Origin of the sequence: Shigella sp. FC1544 (assembly GCF_001722145.1) — a bacterium.
Classification (GTDB): Bacteria; Pseudomonadota; Gammaproteobacteria; order Enterobacterales; family Enterobacteriaceae; genus Escherichia; species Escherichia coli.
The window spans coordinates 1-14,342 of sequence record NZ_MECT01000011.1; the positions used below are offsets into that span (position 1 = coordinate 1).

The window sequence follows — 14,342 nt, forward strand, 5'->3', positions numbered from 1 at the left end:
CGAAGGGGCGATTGCCCGGCAGCATGATGTCCAGGCGATTCACAATCTGGTGAAGAGGTTCTTTACGCTCAAGCGCCATGCCAACAATACACCAGACCATCATTTCGAGGGGAAGACGGCGCTTGCGTAGCGTTACAGTACCTGATTCGGCAAGGCAACGAGAGATGAGTTCGGGGTCGAGGTAATCCCCCAGAGAAGTCAGTGGGTTACGCAGAGAATCGTAACGGGATACCAGATCAAGAGCCTGTCCAATGTGCATAAAAAAATCCGGAAACAAGTGAGCGTTTCCGGATTCTTACACAGCCACTGGATCGGTCAACTGATCCTTAACTGATCGGCATTACACCGCCTGTGTGCCACATTTTTTATCATTAACCTTGAGGAAAGGACACTACCAAGTATAGCAGATAAAGAGAGGATTATTTCGCTGCAATGAGCCGGGCGGGAATAATAAGATTGCGTGAATGCGTCTCTTCATGGGTGATTTTTTGCATCATGCGATCCGCAAGTGTGGTACCAAGTTCCCGCGCAGGCGTGCTGGCCCAGGTAACGGGTATATCATCAAGTGTGGTTGGTGTCGCATCGGTAAATGCCGCCAGCGAAACTTGTTGCTCAAAGTAACGATCGACTCCGCTTTCCCCGCTTTGCCGCCCTGCTTTCAGCAAACCAAACCATGCCCCCATCGCAATAGTTTCGTTATAGCAAACCACAGCACTGATGGTCGGGTTATGACGTAAAAGCGCCGTGATAGCTTCCGCAGCTTGCTTCTGGCTGGATGTGCACTCCAGCACCCAATCGCTGTGAAACGGCAGGCCAAATTTTAGTAGAGTTGCACAATAGCCTCCCACCCGTTCTGCCCGGGTTAATGAGGAACTTTGCCCTCCCAGCCAGGCGATCCGCTGATGCCCATTGCGAATGAGATGCTCCGTCAACAACTGTGCAGCCTGCATGTTGTCCGGGCGAACCGTATCAACATCATCAAGATAACTGGCACGGGAAGCGAAAATCACCGGGATAGCTTTTTCTTCTGCCATCCGTCGCAGGTCATCGCTGCTTCCTGCAGCCCCGGCAATTACCACACCATCGACCCCCTGATTCAGTAACAGTGAAAACCGCTGTGCCAGCTGCTCGCCGTCTTTACAGCCGTGAAGCAAAAAAACCATCCGTCCCTGCGCTTCCAGAGCTTCCGTCAATCCGGCCGTCAATTCGGCGTAAAACGGCGCAGATAAATCACGGACGATCAAACCAATGACGCCGCTTTGCCCGCCGCGCAGCGCCGACGCCTGGCGATTGCGCACAAATCCCAGCTCTTCAATGGCGGCGTTAACGCGTTCTCCTGTGGCGGTAGAGATTCGCCCTTTGCCACTAAGCACCAGCGAAACGGTACTTACCGACACGCCCGCAGCCAGCGCAACATCATGAATGGTTATTTTTTTGGCGGTAGCCATGCAGATGACCTACTCCCTGATTATGTGACAGATAAAACGTTTTACCTTTTATTTATCTTATACCCGCTATTATCGTTGCGTAATGTGATTTATGCCTCACTAAAATTTGATAAAACGTTTTATCTTCTCGCGCAATTTACTGAATCCAGATTGTTCTCTACGAGGAGTCGTTTTATGACGGCGAAAACAGCACCGAAAGTCACGCTGTGGGAGTTCTTCCAGCAGTTAGGCAAAACCTTCATGTTACCCGTGGCATTATTGTCGTTCTGCGGCATTATGCTCGGCATTGGTAGTTCTCTTAGCAGCCATGATGTCATAACCCTGATCCCGGTCCTGGGCAACCCCGTGTTGCAGGCTATCTTTACCTGGATGAGTAAGATTGGCTCGTTTGCTTTTAGTTTCCTGCCTGTCATGTTCTGTATCGCCATCCCGCTGGGCCTGGCACGCGAAAATAAAGGCGTAGCGGCATTCGCTGGCTTCGTCGGTTATGCGGTAATGAACCTCGCGGTAAACTTCTGGTTGACCAATAAAGGCATTCTGCCAACCACGGATGCCGCGGTTCTGAAAGCCAATAACATCCAGAGCATTCTTGGGATCCAGTCGATCGATACCGGGATCCTCGGTGCGGTGATCGCCGGTATTATCGTCTGGATGCTGCATGAGCGTTTCCATAATATCCGCCTGCCGGATGCGCTGGCATTCTTCGGCGGTACGCGCTTCGTACCAATTATCTCCTCGCTGGTGATGGGCCTTGTCGGCCTGGTGATTCCATTAGTCTGGCCGATTTTCGCCATGGGTATTAGCGGCTTGGGCCATATGATAAACAGCGCGGGTGATTTCGGACCGATGCTGTTTGGTACCGGTGAACGTCTGCTGTTGCCGTTTGGTCTGCATCACATTCTGGTGGCATTAATTCGCTTTACCGACGCAGGCGGCACGCAGGAAGTCTGCGGTCAAACCGTCAGCGGCGCACTGACCATCTTCCAGGCGCAATTGAGTTGCCCGACCACTCACGGTTTTTCTGAAAGCGCCACGCGTTTCCTTTCGCAAGGTAAAATGCCTGCGTTTCTCGGCGGTCTGCCAGCTGCAGCGTTAGCTATGTATCACTGCGCGCGCCCGGAAAATCGCCATAAAATTAAAGGTCTGCTGATTTCTGGCCTGATCGCCTGCGTCGTTGGCGGCACTACCGAACCGCTGGAATTCCTGTTCGTAGCGCCAGTTCTGTATGTCATCCACGCGCTGTTAACCGGCCTCGGCTTCACCGTCATGTCTGTGCTCGGCGTCACCATCGGTAATACCGACGGCAATATCATCGACTTCGTGGTGTTCGGTATTTTGCATGGTCTGTCAACCAAGTGGTACATGGTGTCAGTGGTGGCGGCAATCTGGTTTGTCGTTTACTACGCCATCTTCCGTTTCGCTATCACCCGCTTCAATCTCAAAACCCCGGGGCGCGATAGCGAAGTTGCCAGCTCAATCGAAAAAGCCGTTGCCGCTGCGCCGGGTAAATCAGGTTACAACGTTCCTGCAATCCTCGAAGCATTAGGCGGTGCCGACAATATTGTCAGCCTCGATAACTGCATTACCCGTCTGCGTTTGTCTGTGAAAGATATGTCGCTTGTTAATGTGCAGGCACTGAAGGACAATCGGGCAATTGGCGTAGTACAACTTAATCAACATAACCTGCAGGTTGTTATCGGGCCACAAGTTCAGTCAGTAAAAGATGAAATGGCCGGTCTGATGCATACTGTCCAGGCATAAGGATAAGATATGTTCGATTTTTCAAAGGTCGTGGATCGTCATGGCACATGGTGTACACAGTGGGATTATGTCGCTGACCGTTTCGGCACTGCTGACCTGTTACCGTTCACGATTTCAGACATGGATTTTGCCACTGCCCCCTGCATTATAGAGGCGCTGAATCAGCGCCTGATGCACGGCGTATTTGGCTACAGCCGCTGGAAAAACGATGAGTTTCTCGCGGCTATTGCCCACTGGTTTTCCACCCAGCATTACACCGCCATCGATTCTCAGACGGTGGTGTATGGCCCTTCTGTCATCTATATGGTTTCAGAACTGATTCGTCAGTGGTCTGAAACAGGTGAAGGCGTGGTGATCCACACACCCGCCTATGACGCATTTTACAAGGCCATTGAAGGTAACCAGCGCACAGTAATGCCCGTTGCTTTAGAGAAGCAGGCTGATGGTTGGTTTTGCGATATGGGCAAGTTGGAAGCCGTGTTGGCGAAACCAGAATGTAAAATTATGCTCCTGTGTAGCCCACAGAATCCTACCGGGAAAGTGTGGACGTGCGATGAGCTGGAGATCATGGCTGACCTGTGCGAGCGTCATGGTGTGCGGGTTATTTCCGATGAAATCCATATGGATATGGTTTGGGGCGAGCAGCCGCATATTCCCTGGAGTAATGTGGCTCGCGGAGACTGGGCGTTGCTAACGTCGGGCTCGAAAAGTTTCAATATTCCCGCCCTGACCGGTGCTTACGGGATTATAGAAAATAGCAGTAGCCGCGATGCCTATTTATCGGCACTGAAAGGCCGTGATGGGCTTTCTTCCCCTTCGGTACTGGCGTTAACTGCCCATATCGCCGCCTATCAGCAAGGCGCGCCGTGGCTGGATGCCTTACGCATCTATCTGAAAGATAACCTCACGTATATCGCAGATAAAATGAACGCCGCGTTTCCTGAACTCAACTGGCAGATCCCACAATCCACTTATCTGGCATGGCTTGATTTACGTCCGTTGAATATTGACGACAACGCGTTGCAAAAAGCACTTATCGAACAAGAAAGAGTCGCGATCATGCCGGGGTATACCTACGGTGAAGAAGGTCGTGGTTTTGTCCGTCTCAATGCCGGCTGCCCACGTTCGAAACTGGAAAAAGGTGTGGCTGGATTAATTAACGCCATCCGCGCTGTTCGTTAACCCCAATTGCGCAACGTAAAAAATCGTTGCGCAATCGTGGATTTTTACCCTGCTTTGTTTTTATAATGGTGCGCACTTTTATATCCAGAAAAAGAGTGCGACCATGATTGATACCACCCTGCCATTAACTGATATCCATCGCCACCTTGATGGCAACATTCGTCCCCAGACCATTCTTGAACTTGGCCGCCAGTATAATATCTCGCTTCCTGCACAATCCCTGGAAACACTGATTCCCCACGTTCAGGTCATTGCCAACGAACCCGATCTGGTGAGCTTTCTGACCAAACTTGACTGGGGCGTTAAAGTTCTCGCCTCTCTTGATGCCTGCCGCCGCGTGGCATTTGAAAACATTGAAGATGCAGCCCGTAACGGCCTGCACTATGTCGAGCTGCGTTTTTCACCAGGCTACATGGCAATGGCACATAAGCTGCCTGTAGCGGGTGTTGTCGAAGCGGTGATCGATGGCGTACGTGAAGGTTGCCGCACTTTTGGTGTGCAGGCGAAGCTTATCGGCATTATGAGCCGAACCTTCGGCGAAGCCGCCTGTCAGCAAGAGCTGGAGGCCTTTTTAGCCCACCGTGACCAGATTACCGCACTTGATTTAGCCGGTGATGAACTTGGTTTCCCGGGAAGTCTGTTCCTTTCTCACTTCAACCTTGCGCGTGATGCGGGCTGGCATATTACCGTCCATGCAGGCGAAGCTGCCGGGCCGGAAAGCATCTGGCAGGCGATTCGTGAACTGGGTGCGGAGCGTATTGGACATGGCGTAAAAGCCATTGAAGATCGGGCGCTGATGGATTTTCTCGCCGAGCAACAAATTGGTATTGAATCCTGTCTGACCTCCAATATTCAGACCAGCACCGTAGCAGAGCTGGCTGCACATCCGCTGAAAACGTTCCTTGAGCATGGCATTCGTGCCGGCATTAACACTGACGATCCCGGCGTACAGGGAGTGGATATCATTCACGAATATACCGTTGCCGCGCCAGCTGCTGGGTTATCCCGCGAGCAAATCCGCCAGGCACAGATTAATGGTCTGGAAATGGCTTTCCTCAGCGCTGAGGAAAAACGCGCACTGCGAGAAAAAGTCGCCGCGAAGTAACAAAATGGATGGTGCAAATTGCACCATCCATTTTTCATGCAAGGCACAAAGTCGCGCGATGTTTGGCGGATTCGATGCCCAGCTCAATCAACTCCATTACCTGGATTGCCTGGCTTGCCGGAACCGGATTTTCACCATCGCCATTTAACGCATCACGAATAGCCGCATAGTAAGCCGGATAATTCCCAGGTACCGTCAACAGCGTTTCTTCGACACGTTCCTCACCTTCCACGCGGGTAAGTACGCCATCACGCATATCGTAGCCCCAGTCTTCCTGCGGCAGACGCTCGCCATTTTTCAGACGTTCTTCCTGTGGATCGAGGCCATATTTCACATAACTGCCTCGGGATCCATGCACGATATACCGTGCTGACTCAGCGGCTGCCAGCATGGTACCGTGTAAAATGACTCGCCGCTGTGGATAGGACAAGATGGCGTGGAAATAATCGGTCGACTGCGCTCCGGGCCGTAACTGTGCCAAATCTACCGTCATGCTGACCGGTAAACCAAATAGCGTAATGGCCTGATCAAGAAGATGCGGTGCTAAATCGTACCAGATACCGCTGCCTGGGCCGCCCTGTTCACGCCAACGATCGCGCACCTGCGGACGGAAGCGGTCAAAATGAGACTCAAAGTAAGCAACTTCACCCAGCACGCCTTCCGCGAGCAAACCTTTTAGCGTCAAGAAATCGCTATCCCAACGACGGTTATGGAATACAGACAGCACACGCCCCAGGCTTTTTGCCAGCGCATCCAGCTCTCGCGCTTGTGACAGTGTCACGGTAAAGGGTTTATCAACGACCACATGTTTACCCGCCTCAAGCGCCGCTTTGGCTAACGGGAAATGGGTATCGTTGGGTGTAGGAATGACAATCAGGTCTATGTTGGGATCGTTAAACAGATGCTTCGGCTCAGAGACAACCGTAACCGTTGGCCAGTCGGCTTTTACTTTTGTTTCATCACTGCTGGAGATTACCGCCAGTTCCAGCCCGGGCGTGCCCGCAATCAGGGGCGCATGGAAGGTTTTGCTCGCATAACCATACCCAATCAACCCAACACGGATGTTGTCGCTCATGTCATTGCCTCTCATTGAAGTATGATTGCTATTTGACACTATCCTTTACCCACGCTCAACAGTTTAATAACCTGCCAGCAATAAGGGATGTTGTTTAACTTAAGTCAAAAAAATAGCGAATTTTCCAACGACAAAAGCTAAATATCGCAAAAACCTCAGTAAAAATCTTGCTGGAGCTATTATTGCTAAGTAACATTTACCCCCTGAAGTTAATGGATCAATCAAGAGAGATGTGGGCTGTAATGAATCGTCTTATTGAATTAACAGGTTGGATCGTTCTTGTCGTTTCAGTCATTCTTCTTGGCGTGGCGAGTCACATTGACAACTATCAGCCACCTGAACAGAGTGCTTCGGTACAACACAAGTAAGCTCTGCGCTTGTAGAGCGCCATGCTGCCCGTCCGGGTGCATGTTTTCACTTGTCGGATATTAAACCAGGAATTTATTATCTTGTTCGATGTTGTTGGTGATTGTCAGGGATAGTAAAGCGCGTTACTCTTTTCAGAGCAGTTTTTCATCCCTGAATATTTGCCATCAGCGCATTCTTATTATTGTAATAACACAAGCGTTCACTTTTGGTGAAATTTTATCATCACTAATAATACCTACCCCTTTGGTATTAATTATTTTATGGACCTTTTATGACTGTTCAGGACTACTTATTAAAATTTCGCAAAATCAGTTCACTCGAAAGTCTGGAAAAACTCTACGACCATCTTAATTACACCCTGACGGACGATCAGGAACTGATCAATATGTATCGTGCTGCCGATCACCGTCGCGCAGAGCTGGTTTCTGGCGGGCGTTTGTTTGACCTCGGCCAGGTACCGAAGTCCGTCTGGCACTATGTCCAATAAAGAAAGTAGCGATCGGTTATAAAAGCCTTATAATAACGCCCCTAAAATTAGATTTGCCTGTTTGCGTCGCTATTCTGGAGAACCTATGACCACCACAACGCCACAACGTATTGGAGGCTGGTTGCTTGGCCCGTTGGCCTGGCTTTTAGTCGCTCTGTTGAGTACGACGCTGGCGTTGTTGCTGTATACCGCTGCGTTATCTTCTCCGCAAACATTTCAAACGCTCGGCGGACAAGCACTGACGACACAAATCTTATGGGGCGTTTCTTTTATTACCGCTATCGCCATGTGGTATTACACACTGTGGTTGACCATCGCTTTCTTTAAACGTCGGCGTTGTGTTCCTAAACACTATATTATCTGGCTGCTTATTTCCGTATTGCTGGCAGTAAAAGCATTCGCTTTTTCACCCGTGGAAGATGGCATAGCCGTTCGCCAGTTGCTGTTTACTTTGTTGGCAACCGCATTGATCGTCTCCTATTTCAAACGCTCGTCGCGGGTAAAAGCGACGTTTGTGAATCCGTAATAACCTTACAGTTAACCTGTTGTCGCCTGCTCTGGATTAACGGATAATAGGCGGCTTTTTTATTTCAGGCCGAAAAATGACTGACTACCTGTTACTGTTTGTCGGAACTGTACTGGTCAATAACTTTGTACTGGTCAAGTTTCTCGGTCTCTGTCCGTTTATGGGGGTTTCCAAAAAACTGGAAACCGCGATGGGCATGGGGCTGGCAACAACGTTTGTGATGACGCTGGCGTCTATTTGCGCCTGGCTTATCGATAAGTGGATTTTGATCCCACTTAATCTGATTTACCTGCGCACCCTGGCATTTATTCTGGTGATTGCTGTGGTCGTGCAGTTCACCGAGATGGTGGTGCGCAAAACCAGCCCGGTGCTTTACCGTCTGCTGGGGATTTTTTTGCCGCTTATCACCACCAACTGTGCAGTGCTCGGCGTGGCGTTGCTGAATATCAATCTCGGGCACAATTTCTTGCAGTCGGCGCTGTACGGTTTTTCCGCCGCTGTCGGTTTCTCGCTGGTGATGGTGCTCTTCGCCGCCATCCGCGAACGCCTTGCTGTGGCTGATGTCCCGGCACCTTTTCGCGGTAATGCCATTGCGTTAATTACCGCAGGTCTTATGTCTCTGGCCTTTATGGGCTTTAGTGGTTTGGTGAAGTTGTAATGAATGCTATCTGGATTGCCGTTGCCGCCGTGAGCCTGCTGGGCCTGGCGTTTGGCGCCATTCTGGGTTATGCCTCCCGCCGTTTTGCGGTGGAAGACGATCCGGTCGTTGAGAAAATTGACGAAATCTTACCGCAGAGCCAGTGTGGTCAGTGCGGTTATCCCGGCTGTCGCCCCTACGCGGAAGCCATCAGCTGTAACGGTGAAAAAATCAACCGTTGCGCCCCAGGTGGCGAAGCTGTGATGCTAAAAATTGCCGAGTTGCTTAATGTCGAGCCGCAGCCGCTGGATGGCGAAGCGCAAGAGCTAACGCCTGCGCGGATGGTGGCGGTTATTGATGAAAATAACTGTATTGGCTGCACTAAATGTATTCAGGCTTGTCCGGTAGACGCCATCGTTGGCGCTACCCGTGCCATGCATACGGTAATGAGTGATCTCTGTACGGGCTGCAATTTATGTGTTGATCCGTGCCCGACGCACTGCATCTCGTTGCAACCGGTCGCAGAAACACCTGACTCCTGGAAATGGGATCTGAACACCATTCCCGTGCGTATCATTCCCGTGGAACACCATGCTTAAGTTATTCTCTGCATTCAGAAAAAATAAAATCTGGGATTTCAACGGCGGCATCCATCCACCGGAGATGAAAACCCAGTCCAACGGTACACCCCTGCGCCAGGTACCACTGGCGCAGCGTTTTGTTATTCCACTGAAACAGCATATTGGCGCTGAAGGTGAGTTGTGCGTTAGCGTCGGCGATAAAGTATTGCGCGGCCAGCCGCTTACCCGTGGTCGCGGCAAAATGCTGCCTGTTCACGCGCCCACCTCGGGTACCGTTACGGCTATTGCGCCCCACTCTACGGCTCATCCTTCAGCTTTAGCTGAATTAAGCGTGATTATTGATGCCGATGGTGAAGACTGCTGGATCCCGCGCGACGGCTGGGCCGATTATCGCACTCGCAGTCGCGAAGAGTTAATCGAGCGCATACATCAGTTTGGTGTTGCCGGGCTGGGCGGTGCAGGATTCCCGACAGGCGTTAAATTGCAGGGTGGCGGAGATAAGATTGAAACGTTGATTATCAACGCGGCTGAGTGCGAGCCGTACATTACCGCCGATGACCGTTTGATGCAGGATTGCGCGGCTCAGGTCGTAGAGGGTATTCGCATTCTTGCGCATATTCTGCAGCCACGCGAAATTCTTATCGGCATTGAAGATAACAAACCGCAGGCGATTTCCATGCTGCGCGCGGTGCTGGCGGACTCTAACGATATTTCTCTGCGGGTGATTCCAACCAAATATCCTTCTGGCGGTGCTAAACAATTAACCTACATTCTGACCGGGAAGCAGGTTCCACATGGCGGGCGTTCATCCGATATCGGCGTATTAATGCAAAACGTCGGCACTGCTTATGCAGTGAAACGTGCCGTTATTGATGGCGAGCCGATTACCGAGCGTGTTGTAACCCTGACTGGCGAAGCAATCGCTCGCCCGGGCAACGTCTGGGCACGGCTGGGGACGCCAGTGCGTCATTTATTGAATGATGCCCGATTCTGCCCCTCTGCCGATCAAATGGTGATTATGGGTGGCCCGCTAATGGGCTTTACCTTGCCATGGCTGGATGTCCCGGTCGTAAAGATTACCAACTGTCTGTTGGCTCCCTCTGCCAATGAACTTGGCGAACCACAGGAAGAACAAAGCTGCATCCGGTGTAGCGCCTGTGCTGACGCCTGCCCTGCGGATCTTTTGCCGCAACAGTTGTACTGGTTCAGCAAAGGTCAGCAACACGATAAAGCTACCACGCATAACATTGCTGATTGCATTGAATGTGGGGCTTGCGCGTGGGTTTGCCCGAGCAATATTCCCCTGGTGCAATATTTCCGTCAGGAAAAAGCTGAAATTGCGGCTATTCGTCAGGAAGAAAAGCGCGCCGCAGAAGCCAAAGCGCGTTTCGAAGCGCGCCAGGCTCGTCTGGAGCGCGAAAAAGCGGCTCGCCTTGAACGACATAAGAGCGCAGCCGTTCAACCTGCAGCCAAAGATAAAGATGCGATTGCTGCCGCTCTGGCGCGGGTGAAAGAGAAACAGGCCCAGGCTACACAGCCTATTGTGATTAAAGCGGGCGAACGCCCGGATAACAGTGCAATTATTGCAGCACGGGAAGCCCGTAAAGCGCAAGCCAGAGCGAAACAGGCAGAACTGCAGCAAACTAACGACGCAGCAACCGTTGCTGATCCACGTAAAACTGCCGTTGAAGCAGCTATCGCCCGCGCCAAAGCGCGCAAGCTGGAACAGCAACAGGCTAATGCGGAACCAGAAGAACAGGTTGATCCGCGCAAAGCCGCCATCGAAGCCGCTATTGCCCGAGCCAAAGCGCGCAAACTGGAACAGCAACAGGCTAATGCGGTACCTGAAGAACAGGTTGATCCGCGCAAAGCCGCCGTCGAAGCCGCTATTGCCCGTGCCAAAGCGCGCAAGCTGGAACAGCAACAGACTAACGCAGAACCAGAAGAACAGGTTGATCCGCGCAAAGCGGCAGTTGCCGCGGCTATTGCCCGCGCTCAGGCCAAAAAAGCCGCCCAGCAAAAGGTTGTAAACGAGGACTAAATGGTATTCAGAATAGCTAGCTCCCCTTATACCCATAACCAGCGCCAGACATCGCGCATTATGCTGTTGGTGTTGCTCGCAGCCGTGCCAGGAATCGCAGCGCAACTGTGGTTTTTTGGTTGGGGTACTCTCGTTCAGATCCTGTTGGCATCGGTTAGTACTCTGTTAGCCGAAGCTCTCGTACTCAAACTACGCAAGCAGTCGGTAGCCGCAACGTTGAAAGATAACTCAGCATTGCTGACAGGCTTATTGCTGGCGGTAAGTATTCCCCCCCTCGCGCCATGGTGGATGGTCGTGCTGGGTTCGGTGTTTGCGGTGATCATCGCTAAACAGTTGTATGGCGGTCTGGGGCAAAACCCGTTTAATCCGGCAATGATTGGTTATGTGGTCTTACTGATCTCCTTCCCGGTGCAGATGACCAGCTGGTTACCGCCACATGAAATTGCGGTCAACATCCCTGGTTTTATCGACGCCATACAGGTTATTTTCAGCGGGCATACCGCCAGTGGTGCTGATATGAACACACTACACTTAGGTATTGATGGCATTAGTCAGGCGACACCGCTGGATACATTTAAAACCTCTGTCCGTGCCGGTCATTCGGTTGAACAGATTATGCAATATCCGATCTACAGCGGTATTCTGGCGGGCGCTGGTTGGCAATGGGTAAATCTCGCCTGGCTGGCTGGCGGCCTGTGGTTGCTATGGCAGAAAGCGATTCGCTGGCATATTCCCCTCAGCTTCTTAGTAACGCTGGCGTTATGCGCAACGTTGGGCTGGTTGTTCTCACCAGAAACACTGGCAGCACCGCAAATTCATCTGCTGTCTGGTGCGACCATGCTCGGCGCATTCTTTATTTTGACTGACCCGGTTACCGCTTCTACGACCAATCGTGGTCGTCTTATTTTCGGCGCGCTTGCGGGCTTATTAGTCTGGTTGATCCGCAGTTTCGGCGGCTATCCTGACGGCGTGGCTTTTGCCGTCCTGCTGGCGAACATCACGGTTCCTCTGATCGATTACTACACGCGTCCGCGCGTCTACGGCCATCGCAAAGGGTAAACCATGCTGAAAACTATCCGAAAACACGGCATTACGTTAGCGCTATTTGCAGCGGGTTCAACAGGGTTAACTGCGGCCATCAACCAGATGACCAAAACGACGATTGCTGAACAGGCAAGTCTGCAACAAAAGGCATTATTTGATCAGGTGCTGCCAGCCGAACGCTATAACAATGCGCTGGCACAGAGTTGCTATCTGGTAACTGCGCCAGAGTTAGGTAAAGGTGAGCATCGGGTTTACATCGCCAAACAGGATGACAAACCGGTAGCCGCCGTTCTGGAAGCAACCGCGCCAGATGGCTATTCCGGTGCGATTCAGCTGCTGGTGGGAGCCGATTTTAACGGCACGGTACTTGGCACGCGCGTGACAGAGCACCACGAAACGCCAGGGCTTGGCGATAAAATCGAACTGCGCCTTTCTGACTGGATCACCCATTTTGCGGGTAAAAAAATCAGTGGTGCGGATGATGCGCACTGGGCGGTGAAGAAAGATGGTGGTGATTTCGACCAGTTCACCGGCGCGACGATTACTCCCCGCGCGGTGGTTAATGCGGTAAAACGCGCCGGATTGTACGCTCAGACGTTACCGGCACAACTTTCTCAACTTCCTGCCTGTGGAGAATAAAGCGTGAGCGAAATTAAAGACGTTATTGTTCAGGGGTTGTGGAAAAACAACTCTGCGCTGGTCCAGTTGCTCGGCCTTTGTCCTCTGTTGGCGGTCACGTCCACTGCCACTAATGCTCTGGGTTTAGGACTTGCGACTACGCTGGTACTGACGCTGACCAACCTGACCATTTCGACGCTGCGTCACTGGACGCCAGCCGAGATCCGCATTCCCATTTACGTGATGATCATCGCCTCGGTGGTCAGCGCTGTACAGATGCTGATCAACGCCTACGCCTTTGGCCTGTATCAATCATTAGGGATTTTTATTCCGCTGATTGTCACTAACTGTATCGTTGTGGGCCGCGCTGAAGCCTTCGCCGCCAAAAAAGGTCCGGCGCTTTCGGCACTGGACGGCTTTTCAATTGGTATGGGCGCAACCTGTGCCATGTTCGTGCTGGGTTCACTACGCGAAATTATCGGCAATGGCACATTGTTTGACGGTGCAGATGCGCTGTTAGGTAGCTGGGCAAAAGTATTACGCGTGGAGATTTTCCACACCGACTCCCCTTTCCTGCTGGCGATGCTGCCACCAGGTGCATTTATTGGCCTGGGACTGATGCTGGCAGGAAAATACCTGATTGATGAAAGAATGAAAAAACGCCGTACTGAAGCAGCTGCCGAACGTGCATTGCCAAACGGTGAAACAGGGAATGTCTGATGAACAAAGCAAAACGCCTGGAGATCCTCACTCGCCTGCGTGAGAACAATCCTCATCCCACCACCGAGCTTAATTTCAGTTCGCCTTTTGAATTGCTGATTGCCGTACTGCTTTCCGCTCAGGCGACCGATGTCAGTGTTAATAAGGCGACGGCGAAACTCTACCCGGTGGCGAATACGCCTGCAGCGATGCTTGAACTGGGCGTTGAAGGGGTTAAAACCTATATCAAAACGATTGGGCTTTATAACAGCAAAGCAGAAAATATCATCAAAACCTGCCGTATCTTACTGGAGCAGCATAATGGCGAGGTTCCGGAAGATCGTGCTGCGCTTGAAGCCCTGCCCGGCGTAGGTCGTAAAACAGCCAACGTCGTATTAAACACTGCATTCGGCTGGCCGACTATTGCTGTCGACACGCACATTTTCCGCGTTTGTAATCGTACTCAATTTGCGCCGGGGAAAAACGTTGAACAGGTAGAAGAAAAGCTACTGAAAGTGGTTCCGGCAGAGTTTAAAGTCGACTGCCACCATTGGTTGATCCTGCACGGGCGTTATACCTGCATTGCCCGCAAGCCCCGCTGTGGCTCTTGTATTATTGAAGATCTTTGTGAATACAAAGAGAAAGTTGACATCTGAAGAAAAGGGGTAACACCGATTACCCCATTGATAACCTTTCTTTATCCTCTTTTAAAACATCTTTTTAACGTGAATGATGCCATTGCTTAGCGTTATCATCAGGTAATCCGTTT

General features: G+C 51.4%; 16 protein-coding genes. 13 read left to right on the top strand and 3 right to left on the bottom strand.

The window, feature by feature from the left end; translation table 11 throughout:
• Together BGK49_RS00790 and malI are read right to left on the bottom strand one after the other, a co-directional pair.
• Positions 1-277 (bottom strand): transposase domain-containing protein (locus BGK49_RS00790; RefSeq protein ID WP_024249094.1); only part of this gene is annotated, 277 nt, incomplete at its 3' end.
• Between the two features lie 142 nt (positions 278-419).
• On the bottom strand, positions 420-1,448 hold the full coding sequence (gene malI, locus BGK49_RS00795) for a mal regulon transcriptional regulator MalI (protein ID WP_000179498.1): 1,029 nt from the start codon (positions 1,446-1,448) through the stop codon (positions 420-422).
• A gap of 174 nt (positions 1,449-1,622) precedes the next feature.
• Between malI and malX the strand changes: the two genes are divergently transcribed.
• The 3 genes from malX to add all read left to right on the top strand — a co-directional run bounded on the left by malX (position 1,623) and on the right by add (position 5,496).
• Positions 1,623-3,209, top strand: a complete 1,587-nt coding sequence (gene malX, locus BGK49_RS00800) for a PTS maltose transporter subunit IICB (RefSeq protein ID WP_000125602.1) — start codon at positions 1,623-1,625, stop codon at positions 3,207-3,209.
• Positions 3,210-3,218: 9 nt separating this feature from the next.
• A complete protein-coding gene (gene malY / locus BGK49_RS00805; protein WP_000459380.1) occupies positions 3,219-4,391 on the top strand; it encodes a bifunctional maltose regulon transcriptional repressor/cystathionine beta-lyase MalY in 1,173 nt (390 codons plus the stop codon).
• 103 nt (positions 4,392-4,494) lie between these two features.
• On the top strand, positions 4,495-5,496 hold the full coding sequence (add, locus tag BGK49_RS00810) for an adenosine deaminase (RefSeq protein WP_000567500.1): 1,002 nt from the start codon (positions 4,495-4,497) through the stop codon (positions 5,494-5,496).
• Between the two features lie 34 nt (positions 5,497-5,530).
• On the opposite strand, the gene BGK49_RS00815 is transcribed toward add, so the two are convergent.
• On the bottom strand, positions 5,531-6,571 hold the full coding sequence (locus tag BGK49_RS00815; RefSeq protein WP_001282516.1) for an oxidoreductase: 1,041 nt from the start codon (positions 6,569-6,571) through the stop codon (positions 5,531-5,533).
• Positions 6,572-6,813: 242 nt separating this feature from the next.
• On the opposite strand from BGK49_RS00815, the gene blr reads away from it, so the two are divergent.
• From blr to nth, 10 genes are all read left to right on the top strand, one after another.
• Positions 6,814-6,939, top strand: a complete 126-nt coding sequence (gene blr, locus BGK49_RS00820) for a division septum protein Blr (RefSeq protein ID WP_001300888.1) — start codon at positions 6,814-6,816, stop codon at positions 6,937-6,939.
• A 272-nt stretch (positions 6,940-7,211) separates the two neighbouring features.
• Positions 7,212-7,427, top strand: coding sequence for a transcription modulator YdgT (ydgT, locus tag BGK49_RS00825; protein WP_000217950.1), 216 nt, complete (start codon positions 7,212-7,214; stop codon positions 7,425-7,427).
• Positions 7,428-7,512: 85 nt separating this feature from the next.
• Positions 7,513-7,953, top strand: a complete 441-nt coding sequence (locus BGK49_RS00830; protein ID WP_004983493.1) for a DUF2569 domain-containing protein — start codon at positions 7,513-7,515, stop codon at positions 7,951-7,953.
• A 76-nt stretch (positions 7,954-8,029) separates the two neighbouring features.
• Entirely contained in the window at positions 8,030-8,611 is a 582-nt protein-coding gene (gene rsxA / locus BGK49_RS00835; protein WP_000133175.1) for an electron transport complex subunit RsxA, read from the top strand.
• On the top strand, positions 8,611-9,189 hold the full coding sequence (gene rsxB, locus BGK49_RS00840; RefSeq protein ID WP_000991809.1) for an electron transport complex subunit RsxB: 579 nt from the start codon (positions 8,611-8,613) through the stop codon (positions 9,187-9,189). Before rsxA ends, rsxB begins: the two co-directional genes overlap by 1 nt.
• Positions 9,182-11,212, top strand: coding sequence for an electron transport complex subunit RsxC (gene rsxC, locus BGK49_RS00845; RefSeq protein ID WP_069375676.1), 2,031 nt, complete (start codon positions 9,182-9,184; stop codon positions 11,210-11,212). Before rsxB ends, rsxC begins: the two co-directional genes overlap by 8 nt.
• Positions 11,213-12,271: an electron transport complex subunit RsxD gene (rsxD, locus tag BGK49_RS00850; protein WP_000231953.1), complete on the top strand. Its 1,059-nt coding sequence runs from the start codon at positions 11,213-11,215 to the stop codon at positions 12,269-12,271.
• A gap of 3 nt (positions 12,272-12,274) precedes the next feature.
• Complete coding sequence (rsxG, locus tag BGK49_RS00855; RefSeq protein ID WP_000920784.1) at positions 12,275-12,895, top strand: electron transport complex subunit RsxG; 621 nt, start codon at positions 12,275-12,277, stop codon at positions 12,893-12,895.
• A 3-nt stretch (positions 12,896-12,898) separates the two neighbouring features.
• Positions 12,899-13,594 (top strand): electron transport complex subunit RsxE, encoded by a 696-nt coding sequence (rsxE, locus tag BGK49_RS00860; protein WP_001289657.1) that lies wholly within the window; start codon positions 12,899-12,901, stop codon positions 13,592-13,594.
• Positions 13,594-14,229, top strand: coding sequence for an endonuclease III (nth, locus tag BGK49_RS00865; RefSeq protein ID WP_001030339.1), 636 nt, complete (start codon positions 13,594-13,596; stop codon positions 14,227-14,229). Before rsxE ends, nth begins: the two co-directional genes overlap by 1 nt.
• Positions 14,230-14,342: the final 113 nt, after the last annotated feature.